Source organism: Micromonospora matsumotoense, from assembly GCF_050951065.1.
In the GTDB taxonomy this organism is placed as follows: domain Bacteria; phylum Actinomycetota; class Actinomycetes; order Mycobacteriales; family Micromonosporaceae; genus Micromonospora; species Micromonospora matsumotoensis.
In genome coordinates this window covers 6,850,515-6,874,731 of record NZ_CP192025.1, presented here as the reverse complement: position 1 = coordinate 6,874,731, position 24,217 = coordinate 6,850,515, and the positions used below count along the sequence as shown (strand labels likewise).

Below are 24,217 nucleotides of genomic sequence, written 5' to 3'. Positions count from 1 at the left end.
GCAGGAGCGTACGACCCGGCTCGGGCCGACCCCGGAAAGCACGGACAGCTACCCTGGTACGGTGACGCTACGCCTGTATGACACCGCTGCCCGATCGGTGCGGGACTTCGTCCCGCGGGAAACCGGCAAGGTGGGGGTCTACCTGTGTGGTCTCACCCTCCAGTCGCCGCCGCACATCGGTCACCTTCGCTCCGGCGTCAACTACGACGTGTTGCGGCGCTGGCTGTCGGCTGCCGGTTTCGAGGTCACCTTCATCCGCAACGTGACCGACATCGACGACAAGGTCCTCGTCAAGGCGCAGGAGCAGGGCCGTCCGTTCTGGTCCATCGCGTACGCCAACGAGCTGATCCTGGCCCGCTCCTACCGGGCGCTGAACGTGCTGCCGCCGACGTACGAGCCGAGGGCCACCGGGCACATCCCGGAGATGCACGAAGTGATCGCCCGGCTGATCGAGACCGGACACGCCTACCCGGCCACCGACGGCTCCGGTGACGTCTACTTCGACGTGTCCTCGTGGCCGGCGTACGGGTCGCTGTCCGGTCAGTCGCCGGACGACATGCAGTCCGCCGGGGACGCCCCCGAGCGGGGCAAGCGGGACCCCCGGGACTTCGCGCTCTGGAAGGGCGTCAAGCCGGACGAGCCGGCCGACGCCTACTGGCCGTCCCCGTGGGGCCGGGGCCGCCCCGGCTGGCACATCGAGTGCTCGGCGATGTGCCTGCGTTACCTCGGGGCCGAGTTCGACATCCACGGCGGTGGGCTCGACCTGATCTTCCCGCACCACGAGAACGAGATCGCCCAGTCGCAGGCCGCCGGGTTGCCCTTCGCCCGTTGGTGGGTGCACCACGGGCTGCTCAGCATCGGCGGCGCCAAGATGGGCAAGTCGCTCGGCAACGCCCTCGACCTGAGCTACGTCGACTCGCTCGGGGTGCGACCGGTGGAGCTGCGCTACTACTACGCGGCGGCGCACTACCGGTCCCGGATCGACTACTCGGAGGACGCGCTGCGCGAGGCGGCGGTGGCGTACCGGCGGATCGAGGGGTTCGTCCAGCGGGCCGTCGAGCGGGTCGGCCCGGGGCAGTTCGGGGAGCTGCCGGCGGGGTACGTCGCCGCGATGGACGACGACCTCAACACCTCCGCCGCGCTCGCCGTCCTCCAGTCGACGCTGCGTGACGGCAACACCGCGCTGGCCGAGGGGGACGATGTGACCGTCCGCACCACCCTCGCCGCCACCCGGGCGATGCTGGATATCCTCGGGGTGGACCCCCTCGACCCGGCCTGGGCCGGCGGTGGTCGCGCCGACGATCTGCGCGGCGTGGTGGACTCCCTGATCGCGCTGGCCCTGGAGCAGCGCGCACAGGCCCGCAGCCGCAAGGACTGGGCCGCCGCCGACGCCGTCCGCGACCAGCTCAAGCTGGCTGGCGTGGTCGTCGAGGACACCCCCCAGGGCCCCCGTTGGACTATTGGAGAGCAGGACTGATGGCCGGCAACTCGCAGCGCCGTGGCCGGCGACTGACGCCGAAGGCGGGTGCCCCCAAGGGCTCCGGTGGCAAGAACAAGGACTCCCTCGCGGGTCGGGGCAAGACCCTGCCCGCCGACGAGCGGCCCTGGCACAAGGCGTACTCGGGCACCGAGAAGCTGCCCCAGCGCACCGCCTGGAAGCAGGACAAGGAGCGTCGGGCGGCGGTCGACGAGGGCCGTGCGCCCAAGATCGGCCAGCCTGGCACCAAGGACACCACCTGGGGCAAGGGCACCCGGGGGATGGCCCCGGTCCGGGCCGGCGCGGGTGGTCGCGGCGGCGCGGGTGGTCGGGCCGGCGCAGGTACGGGCCGTGGCGGTCCCCGGGTCGCGCCGGGGCGCAAGTCCAACCCGTCCCGGGACAGCCCGGAGCTGCTGGTCGGTCGGAACCCGGTGCTGGAGGCGCTGCGCGCCCAGGTGCCGGCGACCGCGCTCTACTCCGCGCAGGGCATCGACGCCGACGACCGGATCAACGAGATCACCCGGACGGCCGCCGACCGGGGCATCGCCATTCTGGAGATCAGTCGGGCCGAGCTGGACCGGATGACCGGCGGCGTGCTGCACCAGGGCGTCGGCCTCCAGGTGCCGCCGTTCGCCTACCAGCCCTTCGAGGACCTGATGGCGGCCGCGCTGGAGCAGGCCGCCCCGCTGCTGGTCGCGCTGGACGGGGTCACCGACCCGCGCAACCTGGGTGCGGTGATCCGGTCGGCCGCCGCGTTCGGCGCGCAGGGTGTCTTCGTACCGGAGCGTAGGGCGGCCGGGATCACCGCGACCGCCTGGCGGACCAGTGCCGGCGCGGCGGCGCGGGTGCCGGTGGCCCAGGTCACCAACCTGACCCGGTCGCTCAAGGCGTGTCAGGACGCCGGCTTCATGGTGGTCGGCCTGGACGCCGACGGCGACACCGACCTGTACGACCTGGAAGCCGCCGTCGGCCCGCTGGTCGTGGTGGTCGGCTCCGAGGGGCGTGGCCTGTCCCGACTGGTGGGGGAGACCTGCGACCTGACGGTCAGCATCCCGATGATCTCCGAGGTGGAGTCGCTGAACGCCAGCGTCGCCGCCGCCGTCACCCTCGCCGAGGTGGCCCGCCGCCGCGCTGCGGAAGGCTGACCGGCCGCCGGCACCGGTGCGACCCGGCCGGGTAACCGGCGGCCGGCACCGGTGCGAACCGCCGTCCCGGGACGGCCACGCGCCGACAACTGCGGGCTGATGTCGGGGAAGTGGTCGCCGTCGCGTCCGGCGGCGACCAGGCCGAACAGGGCACGGCCGGGGGATGACATACGAAAAAGGGGGCGGTCCGCCGAAGCGGACCGCCCCCTTTCGCGCGGTGGAATCAGATGCGCTGGCCGGTGGCCGCGTGGAAGACGTGGTTGCGGCCGGCGCGCGGCTTGACGAACACGGTGTCACCCATGTTCGGCATGGTCCGCCGGTCGGTGCGGACCACGAAACGCTCCTCGTGGCCCTCCAGCGCGGCGTGCCCGTAGACGTTGGCGTCCGAGCCGAGGTCCTCGACCAGCTCGACCACGACCGGCATGCCGCCCTCGGTCGGGCTGACCAGGTCGCAGTCCTCCGGGCGGAAGCCGACGGTGACCTTGTCGTTGCCACCCTCGCCACGGGCCGCCTCGACCTGCTCGCGGGTCAGCGGGATGTGCAGCTCGGCGAAGGCCGCGCCCCGCTCGTTCAGCGGCACGGTCTTGATGTTCATGGCGGGGGAGCCCATGAAGCCGGCGACGAAGACGTTCGCCGGGGTGTCGTAGAGCGCGCGCGGGGTGTCCACCTGCTGGAGGACGCCGTCGAGCATGACCGCCACCCGGTGACCCATGGTCATGGCCTCGACCTGGTCGTGGGTGACGTAGACCGTGGTGATGCCGAGCTTCGCCTGGAGCGAGGCGATCTGGGTACGGGTCTGCACGCGGAGCTTGGCGTCGAGGTTCGACAGCGGCTCGTCCATGAGGAAGACCTGCGGCTCGCGGACGATCGCCCGGCCCATCGCGACGCGCTGGCGCTGGCCACCGGAGAGCGCCTTCGGCTTACGGCTGAGGTACTCCTCCAGCTGGAGCAGACCGGCCGCCTCCTTGACCCGACGGTCGATCTCGGCCTTGGGGGTCTTGCGCAGCTTGAGGGCGAACGCCATGTTCTCGTACACCGACATGTGCGGGTAGAGGGCGTAGTTCTGGAAGACCATCGCGATGTCGCGGGCCTTCGGCGGGAGGTGGGTGACGTCCCGCTCGTCGATGTAGATCGCGCCGTCGTCGACGTCCTCCAGGCCGGCGAGCATCCGCAGGCTGGTGGACTTGCCGCAACCCGACGGGCCGACCAGGACGAGGAACTCCCCGTCGCCGATCTGGAGGTCGAGCTGGTTGACCGCGGGGCGTTCGGTGCCCGGGTAGATCCGGGATGCCTTCGCGTACGTGACCGTAGCCATGGTGGTGCGCTTCCTTTCACCGGCAGGAACGTGCCGGACGATCCGAGTGAAGGAGCTGTCGGCACCCACGGTGCCGACCTGCGGACCCCATCCGGAGGCAGCCGTAGCCAACCCCGGGTGTCATCCGTGTCACTGCACGGTAAACGGGATTTCCAGCTGTGCCAAGACGGGATACATCGAGTGGGACGGACGGCATACGCATTTCGGTCAGGCAGGCACGGCCGGGCATCAATCCCCTCGCCTGATGGGGGTGCGGTGCGCCGATTCGTCGGTGGGACGGGCGCAGAATTGACGTTTTCCATGCTCGGGGACCCTGCCGGCCGGGATTTCCCGACGTCAGTCGCTATGCTGACGTCGCACCACGCGCCCCTGTAGCTCAGCTGGCCAGAGCACTCGCCTTGTAAGCGAGATGTCGCCGGTTCGATCCCGGCCGGGGGCTCCAATTCCACAGCACGGCCGCCACTGGCGTTGCCGCCTGTCGATCCGTCGATATCGACCGGGCGCACGCTCCTGTCATCACCTCTGCCCTGCGTGACCGAATGGTCACTTCCGGTGGATGAATCGAGCTGGTTGAGTGGAAGGACCCCACCCCACCGGCTGAGACGGGCTGCCTCATGATCCTCATCGCCCCGCGTCGACTGTGCACCATCCTCACCGTCGGCCTGCTGGCGGCGACACTTGTCGCCCCCGGAGCCGCGATGGCCGCGCCGAGGACGGACAGCGTCCCGGCCTGCATGATGCATCCGCTGCCCCTGCCGGCCGGCGCGAGCCTGGCCTGGGACGCGATGCTCGTCGACCCGGCCGGCCGGTTCATCGTCGGCACCGGCAGGCGGGCCACCGACCAGGGGCAGGAGTCGCTGCTGCTGCGGTGGGACGGCCCGCGCGTCACCGTGTTGACGAGATCACCCGGTCTGCTGGTGGCCGTCAACCGGCACGGCGTCCTGGCCGGCGACAGCTCCACCAGCACCGGCAACCGACCGTGGCGCTACCGGGACGGCCGGGTGGAGTGGCTGCCCCTGCCGCCGAACGGGATCGGCGGCTATGTCACGGCCGTCAACAGCCGAGGGGACATCGTCGGCTACGGCGGTTACCTGGAGGAACCGGTGACCCTGCTCTGGCCGGTCGACCGACCGGACACCGTCGAGGTTCTCGAGCCCGGCGGCATACCGGTGGCGGTCCTCGACGACGGCACCATCGTCGGTGAGGTCCCCGCCGAGGAGGACCGCTCGTCGCGCGATGCCGGGGCGCGTGCCGCCGCCGGGCGCGGGGTCGCCCCGCCGCCCGTTGCCTGGGTGCGTCGTCCCGACGGGCGGATCGACCGGCTCACCGCGCCCGGGGCCGTGAAGTCGACGGTGCGGGCGGCCCGGGGAACCTGGGCGGTCGGCCTTGTCGCCGACACGGCGGACGGTCAGTACTGGCGGATGGTGCGCTGGGACCTGCGCACCGGGGTGGCGACCCCGGTCAGACCGGGATTGATCGCCATGACGGGCGTCAACGCCGCCGGTAGCCTGCTCTCCGACTCGATGGTCGATCACCTTGATCGCCGGGTGCCACTGCGCAGCGTCGTCTCGGACCCGGTGACCCGCGTCATCGCCGAGGCCATCGCCGACAACGGTCTGGTCGTCGGCAGGGCCGCCGGCCTGCAGGTCTCCTTCCCGGTCCGGTGGAGCGGCTGCTGAGCGTTCCGGATCTCCGCAGGGCCCACCGTCGCCGGTCGCGGCGGGACCACGCCGGTCGGTCCGGCTGGGTAGCCTGGTCGGCGCGGAGCTAGGACGACGGGCGGGGGCCGATGAGTCGTGCGGTGGAGCAGTCGAACCGGGCCATGTTGCGGGCCCGGGACGCGATGGACCGGGCGTACGCGGACCCGTTGGACATCCCGGCGTTGGCCCGGATCGCGCTGGTCTCCGAGGCGCACTTCATCCGCACCTTCCGGGCCACCTTCGGTGAGACCCCGCACCGCTACCTGCAACGACGTCGGGTGGAGCGGGCGATGGCGATGCTGGTGGAGACCGACCGGGACGTCACCGAGATCTGTTACGCCGTCGGGTTCAGCAGTCTCGGCTCGTTCAGCCGTACCTTCCGGCAGATCGTCGGCGAGTCGCCCAGCGGATACCGCAGCAGCCGGTCGGCGGGCGACGGGCCGGTGCCGAGCTGCTTCGCCAAGGCCTGGACCAGGCCCAGCAGTTTTGGATAAGCAGCAGGTCAGGGGCCTGGCATAGCGTTCCCGGCATGACGATGAACGCGATCACCCGTTCCCAGCTCTACGTCCTCGACCAGGACGAGGCGCTCGACTTCTATGTCGGCAAGCTGGGCTTCGAGGTCAATACCGACCAGGATCTGGGCTTCATGCGGTGGCTGACGGTCAACGTGCCCGGCGACCCGCAGCGGGAGGTGCTGCTGGAGAAGCCCGGTCCGCCCGCGCTGGACCCGGCGACCGCCGAGCAGGTCCGGGAGCTGCTGACCAAGGGTGCGATCGGCGGGTGGCTGAGCATCACCACCGACGACGCCCACAAGACGTACGAGGATCTGGTGGGCAAGGGCGTCGACATCACCGACGAGCCGACCGAGCGCCCGTACGGCATCGACTTCGGCATCCGGGACCCGTTCGGCAACCGGATCCGCATCGGCCAGATGTTCCCCCGGGCCTGAGGGCGGCGTGGTCGGGAAGCGCGGGTTACGCTCGCGCCTCCCGACCCTGACGAGGCGGCGATGGGTGTGCGGCTGCTCTACCTGGCCCGGCACGGCGAGCAGGATGGCGGATCGACCGACGGCGCGCTCTCCGCCCGGGGCCGCCGGCAGGCGACGTTGCTGGGAGAGCGGTTGCGGGGCGTACCGCTGCGCGCGGTGCACCACGGGCCGTTGCGCCGGGCCGGGGAGACCGCCGCCCTGGTCGCGGGGTCGCTGCCCGGCGTTCCGGTGTACGCGACCGAGCTGGCCGGCGACCACCTCCCGCACGACACCGATCCGACCGGCCTGCCCGGGGCGTACGCGGAACTGCTGGCCGGCTTCGCCGCGCGGGAACGGATCGACGGGCCGCGCCGCACGGCGGAGGCGGTGGCCCGCTTCGCCGTCGCATCAGCCGAGGCCCCGGCCGACGTGGTGGTGCGTGAGCTGGTGATCACCCACAACTTCCTGATCGCCTGGCTGATCCGGCACGCGCTGGAGGCCCCGGTTCACCGCTGGCTGGGGCTCAACCTGCAGCACTGTGCACTGACGGTGATCAGGTACGCCGCCGCCGGGCCGCCGAACCTGATCACCGTCAACGATGTGGCGCATCTGCCGGCGGACCTGCGGGGCACCGGTCTGCCACCGGAATACCGGGTGTGAGCGGCGCGGCCGGCGGCACATCAGGTGTGGGCGGCGCGGCCGCCGGCATGCCGGGTGTGGGGCGCGGCCGCCGGAATATCGGGTGTGGGCGGCGTGGTCGGCGGCTACCGTCGCCCGATGACCGCGCCGAGCTTTCCCGATCTGCCGAAGTGCGAGTTCGCCTTTCCCGGTCCGCTGCGCGACCAGCTCGTGGCCGCCGTGCTCAGCGGGGAGAAGACCTCCACCACCGGTCTGCTCCAGGACTACGAGCGTGACGCTGAGCCGCTGCCCGTCGTGGGTGACCGGGCGGTGGTGGTCGACTCCGCCGAGCGTCCGGTCGCGGTGATCGAGGTGACCGAGGTGCGGCTGGTCCGGCTCGGCGACGTCGACCTCGATCACGCCCGGGACGAGGGGGAGGGGTACGACTCGGTGGCGGCCTGGCGGGCCGGCCACGAGGGGTTCTGGCACGGGTCGGACTACCTGGGCTGGCTCGGTGACCCCGGGTTCCGGGTGGACGACGACACCGTCGCCGTGGCCGAACGGTTCCGGGTGGTCGGGTGAGGCTGGCCGGTCAGCCGGTGGGCTGTTCCAGCTCGTCGCGTACCGTCAGGAAGTCCTCCTTGCGGTCGGGCTGCTTGGTGGCGGTCAGGAAGACCACCACCCCGGCGATCTCCGGGTCGGCCCAGGCGCAGGCGGTGAGATGACCCTCGTCGGCGGTCCGGCCCCGCCCGCAGCGGGCCTCGCCGCCGAACCGGCCGAACTCCACCGTCCTGAGCTTCGGAATCCGGTACGGCTTCAGCAGCCGGGCCAGGGTGGCCTGCGGGTCGGTGATCCGGCCCGAGACGGCGCTCACGATGATCGTCTCGGGGCCGTTCCGACCCCGGCCATACGTTCTCTCGACGGTGCTGGTGGCCGGGGTGGCCTCCCGGGCCAACTCGTTCAGCCGGAACCGGGGCAGTCCGGCCGGCAGCCGGGCACCCGAGCGGGGCAGACCGAGCAGGGTGTCCGGGGTCCGCAGCGTCCGCGCCGCCGCTGTCGGGGCGGGGCCCGCCGACTGCCCGGCGTCGGCCACCGCGCAACCGGAGACCAGGACGGCGGCGACCATCGCCGGCAGCACCCCGGCCAGGCCGAGCGGTCGACGCGGGCCGGCCTGGTGACGCCTGTCGGCCAGGCCGAGCGGGCGGCGCGGGCCGGCCTGGTGGCGCACGTCGGCCGGGCCGGCCGGGCGGCGCGGATCGGCCAGGTCGAGCGGGCGGCACGGACCGGCGGGTCGTCTCTTCGGCACAACGCTCCTCGCGGCAATCGGAGCGGGTAGGTTATCCGACCGGTGTCGCCCCGGTTTGTCGTCGGTCCCCCGGTTTCACGGTGGGCAGTTCTCCGGTCCGGGGCGGCGGAGTCGGGTGTGGGCGGGCACCGCACCCGGGCCTGGTGCGGTGCCCGCTCGGAGGGTCGACGGCCACCGCGTCGGTGGTCAGCCGGTCGTGGTGGTCTTCAGCAGCAGGGCGGCCAGTTGGGGCGCGGCGGCCGGCGGTTGCGGACCGCTCGGGCAGTCGGACCACTCGACGCTGCGGGTCCCGACGGTGAGCTGATAGGCGTAGGTGTCCGCGCAGCGGCCGTCGGGCGGGCCGCCGCGGCTGCGGGTGGCCGGGCCGGTGAGCGTCCGGAGCTGGTCGAGCTGTGCCGGGGTGAGCCGGCCGGTACGGGTCGTGCCGGCCCGGTCGGTCGTGGTCCATCGACCGTCGGGCTCGACGGTCACCGTGTCGCGGTTCCCCGCGAAACCACCGGAGCGGGTCAGGGTGACCCGGTCGACGGTGGCGGCGGACTCCGTGACGCCGGGACCCCGCGTGGTGCCGGCGTCGGCCGTACCGCCCGGGGTGCCGTCACCGGGAGCGGCGGTCGGGGTGGTGGGGGTGGCCGGGGTGGCGGTGGTGGCCGTTGTGGTGGGGGTGGCGGGCGGTGCCGCAGGTGAGCCCGGGTCGCGCGCTGAGCAGCCGGTCAGCAGGCCGAGGGAAACCGTGATCGTGGTCAGGACCAGGGCGGGTGATCTCATGCCGTTCCGACGCGCATCGACGTCAATCGGTTCCCCGGGCAGGACCCCTCCTCCGTTCGGCCAGTGTCGTGTCATGGAACCGCTCCATCCCTTCTCTTTTCTTCGGTGTATCGCTATATCTACATGCGTGACCACCCCCGTCACATCTTTCCCTTGCCAGGAGGGCACGTGAAAAGACCCGTCGCCGCCGTCAGCGCAGCTCTGCTCACCAGCGGATTGCTGACCTGCGTCGTCACCGCAGCGCAGGCGGCTCCGGCCGCCCCTGCCCCCGACACCGCCCCTGCCGCCCGCGCCGAGAGCCTGCTGCGCAGCAACCCCGGTGCCGTGCAGGGCGTCAGCGGAGAGGCCTACCAGGCCGTCCGTACCAAGGTCGACGCCAATGGTGCGGCGCACGTCCGCTACACCCGCACCTACCAGGGTCTGCGGGTGTACGGCGGTGACTTCGTCATCCACACCGCGCCCAACGGCACCCTCGCCGGCACCTCGGTCGGCCTGGCCGCTCCGCTCACCCTCGACACCGCCGCCAAGATCTCTCCGGCGGCGGCCAAGGCGACGGCGCGCAAGGCGTTCTCCGGCAAGATCACCGAGGTGGGCGCACCGGAGCTGTTCGTCGACGCCAGCTCCGGCAAGGGCCGGCTCGCCTGGGAGACCGTGCTGTCCGGCTGGAAGGCCGACCAGCAGACCCCGTCGAAGCTGCACGTCATCACCGACGCCAGCACCGGCCGGGTCATCGGCGCGCACGACGAGATCGAGTCGGTGGTCGGCAGCGGCCAGGGCATCTACACCGGCTCGGTCAGCATCGACACCACGCTCTCCGGCAGCACCTACCAGATGATCGACCCGTCGCACGGCAACGGCCGCACCTGCGACATGAACAACGGCACCAGCACCTGCACCACGTTCACCGACGCCGACAACGCCTGGGGCGACGGCACCAACACCAACCGGCAGTCCGCCGGCGTCGACGCCCACTTCGGTGCCGCCAAGACGTTCGACTACTTCAAGAACGTGCACGGCCGCAACGGCATCTTCGGCAACGGCGCGGGTGTGCCGAGCCGGGTGCACTACGGCCGCAACTACATCAACGCCTTCTGGGACGGCGCCCAGATGACCTACGGCGACGGCGCCAGCAACGCCCGCCCGCTGGTCTCCCTCGACGTGGCCGGCCACGAGATGAGCCACGGTGTCACCGAGGCCGTCGCCGGCCTGGTCTACTCCGGCGAGTCGGGCGGCCTCAACGAGGCCACCAGCGACATCTTCGGCAACATGGTGGAGTTCTACGCCGCCGCGCCGAGCGACCCGGGCGACTACCAGGTCGGTGAGAAGATCAACATCAACGGCAACGGCACCCCGCTGCGCTACATGTACAACCCGTCGCTGGACGGCTCGTCCGACTCGTGCTGGACCACCAGCACCAAGAACAAGGACGTGCACTACTCCTCCGGCGTCGGCAACCACTTCTTCTTCAACCTCGCCGAGGGCACCGGCGCCACGTCGTACGGCACCTCGCCGGTCTGCGGCTCCGCCCCGGCGGTCACCGGCATCGGCCGGGCCAAGGCCGAGAAGATCTGGTACCGCGCCCTGGACGTGTACTTCACCTCCAACACGTCGTACGTCAACACCAGCACCCCGGCGAACACCGCCCGCGCGTACAGCCTGAAGGCGGCCACCGACCTGTACGGTAGCTGCTCCACCGAGTACAAGGCCGTCCAGGCGGCGTGGACCGCGGTGGCCGTGGCCGGCAGCGACGCCCCCTGCTCCTCGACCGGTAACGACTTCTCCGTCGCGCTCTCCCCGACCTCCGGGTCGGTGACCGCGGGCGGCTCCGTCGCCACCACCGTCGCCACCGCGACCACCAGCGGCACCGCGCAGACCGTGACGTTCTCCGCGTCCGGCCTGCCGACCGGCGCGACCGCGTCGTTCAGCCCGGCCTCGGTGACCTCGGGTGCGTCGTCGACCCTGACCATCGCCACCTCGGCCAGCACCCCGGCCGGCAGCTACACGGTGACGGTCACCGGCACCGGCGCGGTGGCCCACTCGGCCAGCTACGCGCTGACCGTGAGCAGTGTCGGTGGCAGTTGCACCGCCGGCCAGAAGCTGGGCAACCCCGGCTTCGAGTCCGGCAACACGGTCTGGGCGGCCAGCACGGGCGTCATCGGGCAGAACGGCGCCAGCCAGCCCACCCACGGTGGCACCTGGAACGCCTGGCTGGGCGGCACCGGTGGCACCCTGACCGAGACGCTCTCCCAGTCGGTGAGCCTGCCGGCCGGCTGCGCGACGTACAACTTCAGCTTCTGGCTGCACATCGACACGGTGGAGCGCACCACGACCGTCGCGTACGACAAGTTGACGGTGCAGGTGCTCAACTCCTCCGGCACCGTGCTGGCGACCCTGGCGACCTACTCGAACCTGAACAAGGCCACCGGGTACACCCAGCGCTCGTTCTCGCTGGCCGCGTACGCCGGCCAGAGCGTGACCCTGAAGTTCACCGGCACCGAGGACGCCTCGCTGCGGACGTCCTTCGTGGTCGACGACACCGCGCTCGACGTCTCCTGACCTGACCGCTGTGTCGGCGGGCCCGACGACCACCCCTCCTGGGTGGTCGTCGGGCCCGCGCCGTTATGGTCGCCGCACCGACGCGGCACGTGCCGGTGGCGCGACGAGAGGGGTGGTGGCGGTGTCGGACGCGGAGTTGACCGTCGGGGTGACCGGCGCGGTGGCGACGGTGACGATCCGGAACCCGGGCCGGCGCAACGCGATGACCCCGGCCATGTGGCGTCGGCTGCCGGTGCTGCTGGACGGCCTGGAGGCCGACCCGGCCGTCCGGGCCCTGGTGCTCACCGGCGCCGACGGGGCGTTCTGCGCCGGCGCCGACCTCGGTGACCTCGACGAGCTGCTGGACGCGAACGGGGACGCGGGCATCGCGGTCGCCGCCGAGGAGCGGCTGGCCGCGTTCGCCAAGCCCACCGTCGCGGCGGTGCAGGGCCCCTGTGTGGGCGGTGGTTGTCTGCTCGCGGTCGCCTGCGACCTGCGGATCGTCGCCCCGGACGCCCGGTTCGGGGTGCCACCGGCCCGGCTCGGGCTGGTCTACCCGGCACCCACCACCCGGCGGTTGACCCGGCTCGTCGGCCCGTCCACGGCCAAGTTCCTGCTCTTCACCGCCGAGTTGATCGACGCCGAGCGGGCGTTGCGGGTCGGCCTGGCCGACGAGGTGGCCGACGACCTGACCGGCCGGGTCGCCGCGATCACCGCCGCCATCGCCGCGCGTTCCCAGCTCAGCGTCGCCGCCGCCAAGGAGATCGTCGACGACCGGGCCGGCCCGGCCCGGATCGCCTGGTGGCACCGGAAGGTACGGGACAGCGGTGAGGCCCGCGAGGGCGTCGCCGCCCGCCACGAGCGCCGCACGCCCGACTTTCCCTGGTCCCCGTCCGCCGCCGGTCACTGACCGTCGTCAGGACGCCGGGCGCGGCCGGGACTGGGCCGACGGCGGGTATGGGGCGGCCAGGGTGAGCAGTTCGTCGACCGACCACTGGTCGTAGGCGTGTTCGCCGTACCGGCTGGCGATGACCCGGCCGTCCGGTGCGACAAGGAAGTCGGCGGGCAGCCCGAGCCGGCCGTGGGGTTGCCGAGCGGCGGGCGGGCGCTCCCGGCCGCGCAGCATCCCCCAGGTGCTGCGCAGCACGGCGGACAGGACCGGCAGCCAGGCCCGGGGGTGCAGCAGGGCCCTGGGGGACGACTCGACGCCGAACTCCCGGTAGAGGCGCAGGCCCGGGTCCGCGATCAGCGCGAACGGCAGCCCGGCACTGTGTTCACGCAACTCGTCGGCGGGCGAGTGGAAGACCACCACCTCGCGGATGCCGGCGGCCTCGATCTCGGCGTGCCGTCGGACGATCGAGCGGAGATGCAAATGGCAGATCGGGCAGCCGGCGAAGCGGCGAAACTGGAGGTGGATCAGCCGCTGCGGGTCGGGGATGTCGACCGGTGTGCCGGTCACCGGGTCGAGTCGGCGGTCGGGCACGGTGGAACCGGGGGCGAAGGTGCGTGCCACGGAGCCTCCCATTGTAGGCGTACGTTGTACTCCTACAGGGTTAGGCTTACGCTGTACGCTGTCAAGGTCATGCCTCGCCCCCGTTCCCTCACCCCGGGTCAGCTCGCCTCCGCCGCCCTGGCGGTGATCGACCGCGACGGGCTCCCCGCGCTCACCATGCGGGCCGTCGCCGGGGAGTTGGGCAGCAGCCCGATGAGGCTCTACCGCTATGTCGTCGACCGGGCCGCGCTGGAGGCCCTCGTCGTCGACGCGGTGCTGGCAGAGGTGGACACCACCCCGCCGGGCGGTGGCGACTGGCGGGACCGGGCGGCCACTCTGGTCCATCGGATGCGGGTGGCGATCGGCAGGCATCCCGCCGTGACCCCACTGCTACCCGTCCACCGGCACCGCTCATCGACCGTGCTCCGTTGGACCGAGACGCTACTCGGCGTCCTCACCGATGGTGGCCTCGACGGCACCCGCCGGGTGATAGCTCTACGTGCCCTCCTCGCGTACGCCGTCGGCGCGATCCAGCTGGAACATCTGGGCCCGCTCTCCGGAGCCGGGACCACCGCGATGGCGGCGTTGTCCCCGGTGACCTTTCCGCATCTGACGGCCACCGCTGCCGAAGCCCGCAGACTGGAGCCGGATGCGGAGTTCGGCGGCGGTCTCGACCTCCTCCTCCGGGGCATCGACGACCGCTGACGAGCGGCGAGGAGTCTGAAGGTGGGACGACGAGGGCCGGCGGGCGTCGCGCCGGGGCGTACCCCGACGCGACCCCCTGTGCCCGCCGGCCGGTCCCGTCACCGCCCGGCGAGGCTCGCCCAGCTCGGCGTCAGTGGCTCCTGCCGCAACGGCATGCCGGCCTCGGCCGGCGTCCGGTCCCCCTTGCGCTGGTTGCACCCGTAGCAGGCGGCGGTGGTGTTCCGCCAGGTGTTCCGGCCGCCGCGCGAGCGGGGCAGCACGTGGTCGACGGTGCCGGCCGACCCGCCGCAGTACGCGCACCGGCCACCGTCGCGGCGCAGCACACCGGCCCGGGACCAGGCCGGACCGGCGCTGAACCGCCAGCGGGTGACGACGTACCGGACGAGGCGGACCACCCGGGGGACCGGGAAGACGCCGATCACCCGGTCCGGCTCGGCCTCGTGGATCTCGGCGACCCGGCGGCACAGCATCCGGATCGCGTGTTGGACGGTGACCCGGTGCAGCGGGCCGAGGTCGGCGTTGATGACGAGGACGGCGTCCACCGGGCTCTCCCTTCACGGTCGGCGGTTGATCGGGCCGGCCGGTGGGGCCGCCCGTCCGGAGCGGAACCGGCCGGCCGGACCCGCCGCCGGGCCCGCGTGTGGGCCTGGGCGACGAAGGCCGCCCGGTCCACGTGGGACGGGGCGGCCGGCGCGTGCGGGTACGCGTCAGCCGGGATTCCCGTCCCGGGGGTGTTCGGCTCGGTAACCGTCGATGGGTAGCGTCGACCACGCGCTGGTGAGGTGCGGCGACGTCATGGCGTGCTCCCGAATCGACTGGTTGACCTTGCGCGGACCACGGTAGGCGCGGCAGTACGGGCGGGCAACGCATTTCGATGTCCTCACGCCACTCCGCTCACCGGGCGATCTTGGCGGTAAGTGGCCCCTCCGGGGGCCGGAATCTTCCAAGATCTACGGGGACTGCCGTGTTCGGTGCTCGTCGGCCCAGCCGACCGGGTGCCGTCCTACGAGCGGACCGACCAGACGGTGACGTCGACCGAGGCCGGTGTCGACCCGTAGCGGTTGTGGTCGATCCGGACGTAGTTGACCACCGTCGGGTCGCCCGGGTCCGGCTGGCAGTAGGTGACCGGGGTGCGGTCGACCAGTTCGAGATCGATGCTCGAATACCGCTGGGCCTTCGGGTTCCGGCAGCCCTCGTAGCTGAGGTCGTCCGGGTCGTCGGTCCAGTGGTAGAGGGCGAGCTGGTGGTCCTTCGCCTGGAAGATCAGGGTGCCCGCGCCGGTGCCCCTCGCCAGCCGGGGTTTCGGCAGGAAGTAGACCGAGTCGTCGGCGAGCAGCTTCCAGTGCGGCGCGTCCGTCGGCGGCACCCAGTCCGGCCCGATCGGCCCCTTGGTGGGCGTCGGTCCCACCGTGGGGGTCGGCGCGGGGGCGGGCGTCGGCCCTACCGGAACGGAGGTCGGTGGCGGTCCGTCCGGGCTGGCGGTGGGCGTCGGTCCGACCGAGGTCGGCGCGTCGGTGGGGTCGGTCGGTGCGGCGTCGACGGAGGTCGTCGGGGTGGGGGAGACGTTCTGCGCGTCCGACTTGCGGTCCGTCGGCCAGGAGAGCACGGCCACCGTACCGACGGTCATCAGCAGCAGCGTGGCGATCCCGGCCGGCAGTCGCCAACGGTGCCAGCGGCGGCGCGGACCGGGGGCGGGCGGGGTGGCGGCGGCTCCGGCCGGTGCGTCGATCGCGGGCGGGGTCGTCCCCGCCGGCAGGGCGGCGGCGTCCGTCGCCGCCCGGGAGTGGCGCGGGTCGATGGCGCTGAACAGGGACAGCAGCCCGAGCGCGCTCGCGGCGAAGACGCCGGCCAGGCCCACCAGGGCGTTGGCGTTGTCGACCCCGGTCCGCCAGGCCAGCACGGCCACCCCGACGGCGGCCACGGTGAGCAACGTGTAGACCTTTCGCGGTCCCGTCATGCGCATCATGGTGGACGGGACCGGCGGGACCCGGTGTCGGGTAGGCGACGCTGCGTGGTCCCCGGGCGACATCGGGACCTTCGGCTGACCAGGGACACCCGGGCCGGCATGACGACGGGACCTTTGGCCACTGCCGAAGGGGTCCTTGCGCCCCACCGCCGAGACGCCCGTCGATGGATGCTGAGGCTGTCCGAGACGCCGCAACCGCCGAGGTGAAAGCATGTCGACCGCACTTGCCACCACGATCGACGCCCTGGTCGCCGACGGCCTCAAGGCCCTGGCCGACTACGACCGCTACGACCAGGAGCAGATCGACCACATCGTCCGGAAGGCGTCGGTGGCCGCGCTGGACCGGCACGCCGCGCTCGCCCAACTCGCCGTCGCCGAGACCGGTCGGGGGGTGTTCGAGGACAAGGCGGTGAAGAACATCTTCGCCTGCGAGCACGTCACGCACAGCATGGCGAAGACCCGTACCGTCGGGGTGATCAGCCGCGACGAGATCAGCGGCATCGTCGAGATCGCCGACCCGGTCGGCGTGGTCGCCGGGATCACCCCGGTCACCAACCCCACCTCGACCACCATCTTCAAGGCGCTGCTGGCGTTGAAGACCCGCAACCCGATCATCTTCGCCTTCCACCCGGCGGCGCAGCGGTGCAGCGTCGAGGCGGCCCGCACGGTACGGGACGCGGCGGTCGCCGCCGGCGCGCCGGAACACTGCGTGCAGTGGATCGAGGAGCCGTCGGTCGAGGCGACCACCGCGCTGATGCACCACCCGGGGATCGCGACCATCCTCGCCACCGGCGGCAACGCCATGGTGCGGGCCGCGTACTCGGCGGGCAAGCCGGCGCTCGGCGTGGGCGCGGGCAACGTGCCCGCCTGGATCGAGGCGACCGCCAAGCTCAAGCGCGCGGTCAACGACATCGTGCTGTCGAAGTCGTTCGACAACGGCATGATCTGCGCCTCCGAGCAGGCCATCATCCTCGACGCGGCGATCCACGACGCCGCCATCGAGGAGTTTCGCACCCTGCACGCCCACCTGGCCACCGCCGCCGAGAAGGAGAAGCTGGAGACGCTGCTCTTCCCCGCCGGCAAGCTCAACCCCGACGTGGTCGGCCGGACCGCTGGCTGGATCGCCGAGGCCGCCGGGATCACCGTCGCGCCGGACACCTCGATCATCCTGGCCGAGGTCGACCGGGTCGGCCCCGACGAGCCACTGACCCGGGAGAAGCTCTGCCCGGTGCTGGCCGTGCTGCGCGCCGACAGCCGCGAGCAGGGCCTGCGGTACGCCGAACAGATGGTCGAGTTCCACGGCCTCGGGCACAGCGCCGTCATCCACACCGCCGACGAGGACCTGGTGGAGGAGTTCGGCCGCCGGGTCAAGGCGGTCCGGATCATCTGGAACTCGCCGGCCTCGCAGGGCGGCATCGGCGACATGTACAACGCGTTCCTGCCGTCGCTGACGCTGGGCTGCGGCAGCTACGGCCGCACCTCGGTCTCCGACAACGTCTCGGCGGTGAACCTGCTCAACATCAAGCGGATCGGCCGGCGGAACAACAACATGCAGTGGTTCAAGGTCCCGTCGAAGATCTTCTTCGAGGCGAACGCGATCCGCTATCTGGCCGAGATGCCCGACGTGCACCGGGTCACCGTGGTCACCGACGCCACCATGACCCGGCTCGGCTTCGTCGACCGGATCAACCGGGTGCTGCAACGCCGCCCCGAGAAGATCGCCCTCCAGATCATCGACGACGTGGAACCCGAACCGAGCGTCGCCACCGTCGACCGGGGCGCCGCGCTGATGCGGGCCTTCCGGCCGGACACCATCGTCGCCCTCGGCGGCGGCTCGGCGATGGACGCGGCCAAGGTCATGTGGCTGCGCTACGAGCACCCGGACGTGGTCTTCGACGACATGCGGGAGAAGTTCTTCGACATCCGCAAGCGCGCCTTCACCTTCCCGACCCTCGGCGCGCTGGCCCGGCTGGTCTGCATCCCGACCACCTCGGGCACGGGCGCGGAGGTGACCCCGTTCGCGGTGATCACCGACCACCGGACCGGCAAGAAGTACCCGCTGGCCGACTACGCGCTCACCCCGACCGTGGCGATCGTCGACCCGGTGCTGACCGCCAGCATGCCGGCGACCATCGCGGCCGACAGCGGCTTCGACGCGCTCACCCACGCCATCGAGGCGTACGTGTCGGTGTACGCGAACGACTTTACCGACGGCTTGGCCCTGCACGCCATCCGGCTGATCTTCGCCAACCTGGAACGGGCGGTGGTCGACGCCGACCCCGGGGCGCGGGAGCGGATGCACAACGCAGGGACCATCGCCGGGATGGCGTTCGGCAGCGCCTTCCTCGGCATCGTGCACGCCATGTCGCACACCCTCGGCGCGACGTTCCACATCGCCCACGGTCGCACCAACGCGGTACTGCTGCCGCACGTGATCCGCTACAACGGCACCGTCCCGTCGAAGCTGTCCGGCTGGCCCCGCTACGAGAGTTACCGGGCACCCGAGCGGTTCGCCGACATCGCCGCGCTGCTCGGCCTGCCGGCGGGCACCCCGGCGGAAGGGGTGGCGTCGCTGGCCGACGCGGTGGAGCGGCTGCGCGACGCGGTCGGCATCGAACCGTCGTTCGCCGCGATCGGCGTCGACCGGACGGCGTACGAGGCGGCGCTGCCCCAGCAGGCCCTCAACGCCTACGAGGACCAGTGCGCCCCGGCCAACCCCCGGATGCCGATGCTCGACGACATGCAGCAGCTCATGCGGGCCGCGTACCAGGGCACGCCGCGCTGACCGGTCAGCCCGCCCGGCCCGACGGGTCGGGCGGACACCCCGGGCGGCTCACTTCCCGGCGAGCAGTCCCCGGGGGCGGATGGAGCGGACCGGTTCGGCGGCGGCCCCCTCGGCGCGCAGGATGTGGTTGGCGGCGATGATCCCGGTCGCCGCCGACCGCTCCATCAACGCGCTCGGGAAGTCGGTGCCGATGCCGTCCCCGGCCAGATAGAGGCCGTCGGCGTCGGTACGTACCCCGGGCCGGCCGGCGTGGCTGCCGGGGGTGAACGCCGGGGCCTGCGCCTCGACCCGGGCGCGCAGCTCACGGACGCCCAACCCGGCGACCTCCGGCCAGAGCGCGACCAACTCGGCGCGCATCCGTTCGGCCAACTCCCCGGCCGGCACCCCCTCGTCGCAGGCGTACGCGTGCAACTCCACCACCGCGCCACCGGTGCGTTGCGCCCAGCGGCGGGACTCGTTCTCCAGCCGGTGGTAGAGGGTCACCGAGTCCAGGGTGGGCTGTCGGGACACCCCGCTGAACACCGCCCGGTCGGCCCGGACGTCCCCGTCGAGCCAGTACCGCGCCACCGCGTACGGCGGGCCGGGCCGACCGAACGCGGGCATCCGCACCACCAGCTCGGGTGCCGCCGCGACCAGGCCGGGGGAGGCGGCGACCAGCGCGGCCAGCGCGGGCGGGTCGACGGCCAGCACCACGTGCCCGGCGGGGTGGACGGTGCCGTCGGCGGTGGTGACCCGCCAGCCGTCCGGCTCCCGGTCCAGCCGGGTGGCGGCGACCCCGGTGCGCACCCGGCCGCCGTGCTGCGCCACGTGCCGGGTCAGCGGCTGCCAGATCGCCGTGGCGTAATCCTCGTCGGGGCAGTCGAACGCCAGCCCCTCCGGGTTGCCCAGCAGATAGAAGTGGAACTGGGCGATCATCTCGGCGGCCGACATCTCCGCCTCGTGGTTGAAGAACGAGTGCGAGAAGACCTCGAACAGCATCGCCCGCGCCCGGTCCGGCAGCTTCAGCGAGGCGAGCAGCGCATCGGCGGTGGTGTCGTCGAACTCGGCGTAGGTGCGCACCGGGTCGTAGCTGAGCAGCGGCAGCGCGGCATCCCGGTCCATCCCGCGCAGGTCGGTCAGGCGCAGGCTGGGGCTGCGCAGCAGGAGCGCCAGCAGGTTCACCGGCGGGGCCGGGGGCAGCCTGCCGAACTCCTCGGTGGGCCACTGCGCGGACAGGATCGGGTAACCGGGGATCGGCTTGAGGAAGCCGAGCGTCGGGTCGACCCGGCGCAGGATCGACCGCCAGTTGTAGTACTGCCGGAAGAACGCGTGGAAGCCGTGCTCGTTGACCTGGCTGCCGTCGGCGAGCGCCTCCGGCCATGCACCGAGCCGGCCGCCGAGCGTCGGCGCGGCCTCCAGCACGGTGACGTCCACCCCGCGTTCGGCGAGCACCACCGCCGCCGACATGCCGGCGATCCCACCGCCCACCACCACGGCCGTGGTCTGCCGGGCCGCCCGGGGGGCACCCCCACCGCCCGGGTCCACCACCTGCTCGCGTACGCCGATGAGCCGGCCCAGCTTCTGCGACAGCGCCATGTGCACCTTCCGACCCGAGGGCCCCCAGTCTGCCTGACCTCGCCGGATCCGGCCCGGTCAGGCAGGTTCGCCACCACCGGCGGAGGCGTCGGTGGGGTCCCGGCGGTGGCGGCGGCGGATCACTCGGCGGGAGTGTTGCCGGGGTCCCCGGCGGGAGCGTCGGCCGGTTGCCCGGCGACGAGCGGGGCCCGGCCGGACGGGGGCCAGACGTACTCCAGGCCGGACGGAACGTCGCCGAACCGGGGGCGGTAGTGGTCGGGGTCCTTGCGCAGCAGCGCCGCGCGGTGGCTCAGGTGCAGGTCGTCGCGGCCCAGCCAGGGTGGCAACTCGCCGGCAGCGGCCAGCTCGGCCTGGGTGCGTACCCGGCCCGCGCCCCGGGCGGCGGTCAGGTCGGTGACCAGCGTGGCTGCGCAGGTGTCCGCCCGACCCGCCGCGCACCAGACTGTGCACACGTCCAGCCCGTATCGGGTCAACGCCTCCTCGTAGCCGGCCCACATCTTGACCGCCGGGTGGTGCCGCCAGCCGTAGCCCGGCCGGGTCAGGCCGCGCAGCACCTGGAGCGCCTCCACCCGCTGCTTGCCCAGCCGCCGTTGGTCGAGGACCCGCGCGCTGGCCAGGAAGTCCGGGTACGGCAGGAAGGTCTGCACGGCGCTGCTCTACCCACCGTCACGCCCACCATGCCTGCGGGACCACCCGCGTCGTCCCCGCACCGGCCGGTGCGGATCACCAGGGCTGCGCCCGCCGCGACCGGCTGGCTACCATCCGGGCATGGCCGAACCCCTGCGTGATCGTGCCCGGCGCGCGACCGGCTGGCGGCTGCGGATGAACGGCGACTCCCACCCGCACTACGTGATCTGCGGCAACGACCCGCTGGCGTACTGGGTGGTCCGGGCGCTGTTCGGCACCGAGCCGGCCCAGGGCCGGGTCCGGATCACCCTGGTCGTGCCGGAGCGCCGCCGCTCGGAGGGCCCCGACGGGCGGGACATCGACGGGGTCCAGGTGATCCGGGCCGACCGGCTCGACGAGGCCACCTTCCGCCGGGCCGGTCTGGCCGGCGCGGACGGGTTGGCCCTGCTGCACCAGGACGACGTGGGCAACATGCACGCCGCGCTCTGCGCGCAGGAGGTCGAACCCCGGCTGCGCCTGGTGGTCCGGATGTTCAACACCAGCCTCGCCAACGGCCTGCGGCAGCTCTTCCCCGACTCGGCGGTCCTGTCCGACGCCTCGATGGCCGCCCCGGCGTTCGTCGCCGCCGCCCTCGGCGAGGTCGCCCCGACCCACTTCCGGCACGGCGGCCGTACCCTCTACGTGGCCCGCCGGGACGACGTCCGTCCCGCCGACGTGGTGTGCGGGCTGGCTGTCACCACCGACCCGGACCTGGTCCGGGTGTTGCCCGCCGACGAGTCCGCCGCCGACGTGGTGCTCGCCGAGGCGACCGGCCAGCCGGCCGGCACCGAGCTGGCGGCCCGCCGGCTGGTCCGGGCCCGGCGTCGCCGGCAGCCCCTCGCGGTGCTGCTCCGGGCGGTCCGCAGCTTCGCCACCCGCAAGATCGGCATCGCGGTGCTCACCCTGCTCGGGGTGATCGCGCTGCTCGGTTGGCTGAACGCCCGCGCGGTCGAGGTGAGCTGGACGGAGGCCCTCTATCTGACCCTGGTCACCACGCTCAGCGGCCAGGACCCGGACGTCGCCAAACCGGCCGCCGCCCAGATCATGCAGGTGGTGCTCAACCTGGCCGGGCTGGCGCTGATCCCGCTGAGCACCGCCGTGGTGGTCGACGGCATCGTCAACGCCCGGCTGGCCCTGCACGCCGGTCGCATCCAACCGGAACGCACCGGGCACGTGGTGGTCGTCGGGCTGGGCAACATCGGTACCCGGGTGATGGCGCAACTGCACGACTTCGGCGTCGAGGTGGTGGCGATCGACCGGAGTGCCGAGGCGCGGGGTGCGGCGCTGGCCCGGCGGCTGGGCGTACCGCTGATCGTCGGGGACGCGGCCCGGGAGGAGACGTTGCGCTCGGCCTCGGTGGAGCACTGCCAGGCGCTGGTCGTGGTCTCCACCGACGACGGGGTCAACCTGCGGGCCGCGTTGAACGGCCGGGCGCTCAACCCGGAGCTGCGGGTGGTGCTGCGGCTCTTCGACGGCGACTTCGCCGAGCGGATCCAGCGGGCCTTCGGCATCGGCATCTCGCGCAGCGTGTCCTACCTGGCCGCGCCGTCGTTCGCCGCCGCACTGCTGGACCGGGCGGTCATCGCCACCATCCCGGTCGACCGGCACGCCCTGCTGGTGGTGGAGGTGCCGGTGGTGGCCGGTGCCGCGCTGGACGGTCGCCCCCTCAGCGCGGTGGCCCGCCCCGGCGAGGTGCGCCTGCTGGCCCACTCCCGGGTCGGCCAGAAGACCGACTGGAGAGCGGACCCCCGGATGGTGATCTCGGCGGGGGACCGGCTGACCGTGGTGGCCCGCCGGGCCGGGCTGGGTGCCCTGATCCGCGAGACCACCCCGCCCCCGCCGCCGGCCCCGCAGCAGCCGCCCGCCGGGATCCCGACCTCGCGTGATCCGCAGGAGTGACTAGCGGCCGGGGCGGAGGGCGTACCAGAGCGCGCCGAGGGCGAGCACGCCGGAACCGGCGAGGACGCTGGCGGTCGGCAGGTTGACCGCGAGCAGCAGGCAGCCGACCAGCCCCAGCGCGGCGAGCGCCTGGACGGGCAGCCGGCGGGCCGGGTCCCGGCCCAGGGTCAACGCGGCGGCGTTGGTGATCGCGTAGTAGACCAGCACCGTGCAGCTGGAGAAGCCGATCGCCCCGCGTACGTCACCGAGCGCCACCACCGCCACCACCACGGCGGCCACCGCCAACTCGGCCCGGTGCGGGACCTGGCGGACCGGGTGCACGGCGGCCAGTGCGCCCGGCACGTCCCGGCGGCGGGCCATCGCCAGCACCGTCCGGCCCACCCCGGCGAGCAGGGAGAGCAGCACCCCGGTCACCGCTACCGTGGCCCCGGCCCGAACCACCCAGGCCAGACCGGGCAGCCCGGCGACGGTCACCACGTCGGCCAGCGGCGTGGCGGAGGCGGCCAGCCGCTCCGGGCCGAGGACGCCGACCGCGACCACCGCGAGGACCAGGTAGACCGCCAGCACCACGCCGAGGGCCAGCGGCACCGCCCGGGGGATGGTGCGGGCCGGGTCGCGGACCTCCTCACCGAGGGTGGCGATCCGGGCGTACCCGGCGAAGGCGAAGAAGAGCAGCCCGGCGGCGGTCAGCACGCCCCGGGCCGTACCGCCGCCCTCGGCGAGCCGGTCGAGCCGGACGTCCCCGGCGGCCAGGCCGGTCACCGCGACCAGGGCCAGCACCGCCAGCACCACGACCACCAGCACCGTCGTGGCGGCGACGGTCCGGGTGACGCCGCGCAGGTTCACCGCGGTCACCGCGAGCACCGCGCCGACCGCGACCAGTCGGGCCTGTCCCGGCCACAGGTACGCCCCGATGGTCAGCGCCATCGCCGCGCAGCTCGCCGTCTTGCCGACCACGAAACCCCAGCCGGCGAGGAACCCGGCGAACGGGCCGAGGCGTTCCCGGCCGTAGACGTAGCTGCCGCCGGACTCCGGGTAGCGGGCCGCCAGCCGGGCCGAGCTGGTCGCGTTGCCGTAGGCGATGAACCCGGCCAGCGCCAGCGCCACCAGCAGCCCGCCGCCACCGGCAGCGGCGGCGGCCGGGGCGAAGACCACGAAGACGCCCGCGCCGAGCATCGCCCCGAGCCCCACGACCACCGCATCGGGTACGCCCAACCGCCGGCTCAGTCGATCCACCACGGCAGGCTATGTGCCGGAGGTGAACGGGCGGTCCCCGCCGCGCAACCGGGCCGGCAACTTCA

Annotated in this window: 21 protein-coding genes and 1 tRNA gene; 13 read left to right on the top strand and 9 right to left on the bottom strand. The window is 72.8% G+C overall.

The features are described from left to right. The first annotated feature begins 61 nt into the window (after positions 1–61). Positions 62–1,477, top strand: coding sequence for a cysteine--tRNA ligase (gene cysS, locus ACQP1S_RS29445; RefSeq protein WP_432901097.1), 1,416 nt, complete (start codon positions 62–64; stop codon positions 1,475–1,477). Next, positions 1,477–2,622 carry a 23S rRNA (guanosine(2251)-2'-O)-methyltransferase RlmB gene (gene rlmB, locus ACQP1S_RS29440; protein WP_091247545.1) on the top strand — a complete coding sequence of 382 codons (1,146 nt, stop codon included), beginning with the start codon at positions 1,477–1,479 and terminating at the stop codon, positions 2,620–2,622. The genes cysS and rlmB overlap by 1 nt, the downstream gene beginning before the upstream one ends. Before the next feature lie 223 nt (positions 2,623–2,845). Here rlmB and ACQP1S_RS29435 read toward each other — a convergent pair whose 3' ends face one another. Then, positions 2,846–3,937 carry an ABC transporter ATP-binding protein gene (locus tag ACQP1S_RS29435; RefSeq protein WP_432901095.1) on the bottom strand — a complete coding sequence of 364 codons (1,092 nt, stop codon included), beginning with the start codon at positions 3,935–3,937 and terminating at the stop codon, positions 2,846–2,848. A gap of 365 nt (positions 3,938–4,302) precedes the next feature. On the opposite strand from ACQP1S_RS29435, the gene ACQP1S_RS29430 reads away from it, so the two are divergent. The 6 genes from ACQP1S_RS29430 to ACQP1S_RS29405 all read left to right on the top strand — a co-directional run bounded on the left by ACQP1S_RS29430 (position 4,303) and on the right by ACQP1S_RS29405 (position 7,804). Then, positions 4,303–4,379, top strand: a tRNA-Thr gene (locus ACQP1S_RS29430). Between the two features lie 172 nt (positions 4,380–4,551). Next, positions 4,552–5,616 (top strand): hypothetical protein, encoded by a 1,065-nt coding sequence (locus tag ACQP1S_RS29425; RefSeq protein ID WP_432901092.1) that lies wholly within the window; start codon positions 4,552–4,554, stop codon positions 5,614–5,616. 110 nt (positions 5,617–5,726) lie between these two features. After that, positions 5,727–6,131 (top strand): helix-turn-helix domain-containing protein, encoded by a 405-nt coding sequence (locus ACQP1S_RS29420; RefSeq protein WP_091247539.1) that lies wholly within the window; start codon positions 5,727–5,729, stop codon positions 6,129–6,131. Positions 6,132–6,166: 35 nt separating this feature from the next. After that, positions 6,167–6,586 (top strand): VOC family protein, encoded by a 420-nt coding sequence (locus ACQP1S_RS29415; protein ID WP_091247537.1) that lies wholly within the window; start codon positions 6,167–6,169, stop codon positions 6,584–6,586. Between the two features lie 60 nt (positions 6,587–6,646). Beyond that, positions 6,647–7,264 carry a histidine phosphatase family protein gene (locus tag ACQP1S_RS29410; RefSeq protein ID WP_432901090.1) on the top strand — a complete coding sequence of 206 codons (618 nt, stop codon included), beginning with the start codon at positions 6,647–6,649 and terminating at the stop codon, positions 7,262–7,264. Positions 7,265–7,381: 117 nt separating this feature from the next. Then, a complete protein-coding gene (locus ACQP1S_RS29405) occupies positions 7,382–7,804 on the top strand; it encodes an ASCH domain-containing protein (protein WP_432901087.1) in 423 nt (140 codons plus the stop codon). A gap of 10 nt (positions 7,805–7,814) precedes the next feature. Here ACQP1S_RS29405 and ACQP1S_RS29400 read toward each other — a convergent pair whose 3' ends face one another. Together ACQP1S_RS29400 and ACQP1S_RS29395 are read right to left on the bottom strand one after the other, a co-directional pair. After that, positions 7,815–8,528, bottom strand: a complete 714-nt coding sequence (locus ACQP1S_RS29400) for a hypothetical protein (RefSeq protein WP_432901085.1) — start codon at positions 8,526–8,528, stop codon at positions 7,815–7,817. 186 nt (positions 8,529–8,714) lie between these two features. After that, positions 8,715–9,293 carry a hypothetical protein gene (locus ACQP1S_RS29395; RefSeq protein WP_432901082.1) on the bottom strand — a complete coding sequence of 193 codons (579 nt, stop codon included), beginning with the start codon at positions 9,291–9,293 and terminating at the stop codon, positions 8,715–8,717. Between the two features lie 168 nt (positions 9,294–9,461). Here ACQP1S_RS29395 and ACQP1S_RS29390 point away from each other — a divergent pair, with 168 nt between their 5' ends. Further along, a complete protein-coding gene (locus ACQP1S_RS29390) occupies positions 9,462–11,849 on the top strand; it encodes a M4 family metallopeptidase (protein ID WP_432901080.1) in 2,388 nt (795 codons plus the stop codon). A gap of 115 nt (positions 11,850–11,964) precedes the next feature. Next, a complete protein-coding gene (locus tag ACQP1S_RS29385; RefSeq protein ID WP_432901078.1) occupies positions 11,965–12,738 on the top strand; it encodes an enoyl-CoA hydratase/isomerase family protein in 774 nt (257 codons plus the stop codon). 6 nt (positions 12,739–12,744) lie between these two features. On the opposite strand, the gene ACQP1S_RS29380 is transcribed toward ACQP1S_RS29385, so the two are convergent. Then, positions 12,745–13,341 (bottom strand): peroxiredoxin-like family protein, encoded by a 597-nt coding sequence (locus ACQP1S_RS29380; protein ID WP_432901076.1) that lies wholly within the window; start codon positions 13,339–13,341, stop codon positions 12,745–12,747. A gap of 69 nt (positions 13,342–13,410) precedes the next feature. Here ACQP1S_RS29380 and ACQP1S_RS29375 point away from each other — a divergent pair, with 69 nt between their 5' ends. Further along, on the top strand, positions 13,411–14,025 hold the full coding sequence (locus tag ACQP1S_RS29375) for a TetR/AcrR family transcriptional regulator (protein WP_432901073.1): 615 nt from the start codon (positions 13,411–13,413) through the stop codon (positions 14,023–14,025). Between the two features lie 98 nt (positions 14,026–14,123). On the opposite strand, the gene ACQP1S_RS29370 is transcribed toward ACQP1S_RS29375, so the two are convergent. After that, positions 14,124–14,567, bottom strand: a complete 444-nt coding sequence (locus ACQP1S_RS29370; RefSeq protein WP_091247525.1) for an HNH endonuclease — start codon at positions 14,565–14,567, stop codon at positions 14,124–14,126. Between the two features lie 461 nt (positions 14,568–15,028). After that, complete coding sequence (locus tag ACQP1S_RS29365; protein WP_432901070.1) at positions 15,029–15,982, bottom strand: hypothetical protein; 954 nt, start codon at positions 15,980–15,982, stop codon at positions 15,029–15,031. Between the two features lie 220 nt (positions 15,983–16,202). Here ACQP1S_RS29365 and adhE point away from each other — a divergent pair, with 220 nt between their 5' ends. Next, entirely contained in the window at positions 16,203–18,776 is a 2,574-nt protein-coding gene (gene adhE / locus ACQP1S_RS29360) for a bifunctional acetaldehyde-CoA/alcohol dehydrogenase (protein WP_432901067.1), read from the top strand. 48 nt (positions 18,777–18,824) lie between these two features. Here the strand turns inward: adhE and ACQP1S_RS29355 are convergent, their stop codons facing one another. Both ACQP1S_RS29355 and ACQP1S_RS29350 read right to left on the bottom strand, forming a co-directional pair. Then, on the bottom strand, positions 18,825–20,351 hold the full coding sequence (locus ACQP1S_RS29355) for an FAD-dependent oxidoreductase (protein WP_432901064.1): 1,527 nt from the start codon (positions 20,349–20,351) through the stop codon (positions 18,825–18,827). A 119-nt stretch (positions 20,352–20,470) separates the two neighbouring features. Then, the gene (locus tag ACQP1S_RS29350; RefSeq protein WP_432901062.1) at positions 20,471–20,998 is read right to left on the bottom strand and encodes an MSMEG_6728 family protein; all 528 of its coding nucleotides are present in this window, start codon (positions 20,996–20,998) and stop codon (positions 20,471–20,473) included. A gap of 121 nt (positions 20,999–21,119) precedes the next feature. On the opposite strand from ACQP1S_RS29350, the gene ACQP1S_RS29345 reads away from it, so the two are divergent. Next, positions 21,120–22,916, top strand: a complete 1,797-nt coding sequence (locus ACQP1S_RS29345; protein ID WP_432901060.1) for an NAD-binding protein — start codon at positions 21,120–21,122, stop codon at positions 22,914–22,916. Here ACQP1S_RS29345 and ACQP1S_RS29340 read toward each other — a convergent pair whose 3' ends face one another. Next, positions 22,917–24,152, bottom strand: coding sequence for an APC family permease (locus tag ACQP1S_RS29340; protein ID WP_432901057.1), 1,236 nt, complete (start codon positions 24,150–24,152; stop codon positions 22,917–22,919). Positions 24,153–24,217 lie beyond the last annotated feature (65 nt).

Coding starts and splice junctions, on each gene's coding strand:
- rlmB (WP_091247545.1), top strand. CDS start 1,477: ATGGCCGGCAACTCGCAGCGCCGTGGCCGGCGACTGACGCCGAAGGCG.
- ACQP1S_RS29435 (WP_432901095.1), bottom strand. CDS start 3,937: ATGGCTACGGTCACGTACGCGAAGGCATCCCGGATCTACCCGGGCACC.
- ACQP1S_RS29425 (WP_432901092.1), top strand. CDS start 4,552: ATGATCCTCATCGCCCCGCGTCGACTGTGCACCATCCTCACCGTCGGC.
- ACQP1S_RS29420 (WP_091247539.1), top strand. CDS start 5,727: ATGAGTCGTGCGGTGGAGCAGTCGAACCGGGCCATGTTGCGGGCCCGG.
- ACQP1S_RS29415 (WP_091247537.1), top strand. CDS start 6,167: ATGACGATGAACGCGATCACCCGTTCCCAGCTCTACGTCCTCGACCAG.
- ACQP1S_RS29410 (WP_432901090.1), top strand. CDS start 6,647: ATGGGTGTGCGGCTGCTCTACCTGGCCCGGCACGGCGAGCAGGATGGC.
- ACQP1S_RS29405 (WP_432901087.1), top strand. CDS start 7,382: ATGACCGCGCCGAGCTTTCCCGATCTGCCGAAGTGCGAGTTCGCCTTT.
- ACQP1S_RS29395 (WP_432901082.1), bottom strand. CDS start 9,293: ATGAGATCACCCGCCCTGGTCCTGACCACGATCACGGTTTCCCTCGGC.
- ACQP1S_RS29375 (WP_432901073.1), top strand. CDS start 13,411: ATGCCTCGCCCCCGTTCCCTCACCCCGGGTCAGCTCGCCTCCGCCGCC.
- ACQP1S_RS29365 (WP_432901070.1), bottom strand. CDS start 15,982: ATGACGGGACCGCGAAAGGTCTACACGTTGCTCACCGTGGCCGCCGTC.
- adhE (WP_432901067.1), top strand. CDS start 16,203: ATGTCGACCGCACTTGCCACCACGATCGACGCCCTGGTCGCCGACGGC.
- ACQP1S_RS29355 (WP_432901064.1), bottom strand. CDS start 20,351: ATGGCGCTGTCGCAGAAGCTGGGCCGGCTCATCGGCGTACGCGAGCAG.
- ACQP1S_RS29345 (WP_432901060.1), top strand. CDS start 21,120: ATGGCCGAACCCCTGCGTGATCGTGCCCGGCGCGCGACCGGCTGGCGG.